Genomic DNA, 1,236 nt, shown 5'->3' with positions numbered 1-1,236 from the left:
GGGCCTGTCATAAATTTTGTGTGCGAGGCATAACATGTAGTTCGAGGAGCATGTATGCCACGCAAACCCAGGACGACCACTGAGGCCCAAACGGCGTTGCCGTCGATTCCGAAGGAACTGATCGACCAGTTCGTGAAGGGGCCGATGACGGCTGAAGCGGTGCACGCCGCTTCAGCGGCGTTCAAGAAGGCGCTGATTGAACGGGCGCTGGGCGCCGAACTCGGACACCATCTGGGCTATCCGGCTGGCGCCGGGCGGCCAGAAGAGGCAACCAACCAGCGCAACGGCAGGAGCGGCAAGACGGTGCTGACCGACGACGGTCCGCTGCGTCTGGAGATTCCGCGTGACCGCGACGGCAGCTTTGCCCCGATCCTGATTCCAAAGCACGAGCGGCGCTTTACGGGCTTCGACGACAAGATCATCGCGATGTACGCACGCGGCATGACCGTGCGCGAGATTCAGGGGTTTCTGGCCGAGCAGTACGGCACCGAGGTGTCGCCGGAATTCATCAGCTCGGTGACCGATGCCGTGATGGACGAGGTGGCGGCCTGGCAGGCGCGTGCGCTTGAGCCGATGTATCCGGTGGTGTTCTTCGACGCACTGCGCGTGAAGATCCGCGAGGAAGGGCTGGTGCGCAACAAGGCGATCTATCTGGCGCTGGGCATCCTGCCGGACGGCACGCGTGACATCCTGGGACTGTGGATCGAGAACACGGAAGGGGCGAAGTTCTGGATGAAGGTGTTCAGTGACCTGAAGGTGCGCGGCGTGCAGGACATCCTGATCGCGGTCACCGATGGCCTGAAGGGCATGCCTGAAGCGCTGGGCGCGGTGTTTCCGGCCACCACCCTACAGACGTGTATCGTGCACCTGATCCGCAACTCGCTGGACTACGCGAGCTGGAAAGACCGACGGGCACTGGCCGCGGCCATCAAGCCGATCTATACGGCGGCGGGCGCTGAGGCGGCACAGGCTGAACTGGACGCGTTCGAACAGGGCGAGTGGGGCCGGAAATTCCCGACTGTGGTGGCCGCCTGGCGTCGGGCATGGGACCGCGTGATTCCGTTCTTCGCGTTTCCGCCAGCAGTGCGCAAGGTGATCTATACGACCAACGCCATTGAAAGCGTGAACGCCCAGCTACGCAAGATCGTCAAGACGCGTGGTCACTTCCCGACGGACGAGGCCGCGACCAAACTGCTGTGGCTGGCCTTGCGCAATATCACTGCCGACTGGAGCCGC

Annotated in this window: 1 protein-coding gene; it reads left to right on the top strand. The window is 63.1% G+C overall.

Features of this window, described 5'->3' with window-relative positions:
• Positions 1–54: 54 nt before the first annotated feature.
• Positions 55–1,236: IS256 family transposase (locus tag AWB66_RS32540; RefSeq protein WP_087634054.1), on the top strand; the 1,182-nt coding region annotated here is incomplete at its 3' end.

The sequence above is a fragment of the Caballeronia telluris genome (assembly GCF_001544495.1).
In the GTDB taxonomy this organism is placed as follows: Bacteria; Pseudomonadota; Gammaproteobacteria; order Burkholderiales; family Burkholderiaceae; genus Caballeronia; species Caballeronia telluris.
The sequence above is the reverse complement of the archived record's forward strand: the minus strand, read 5'-3'. Positions and strand labels throughout refer to the sequence as shown.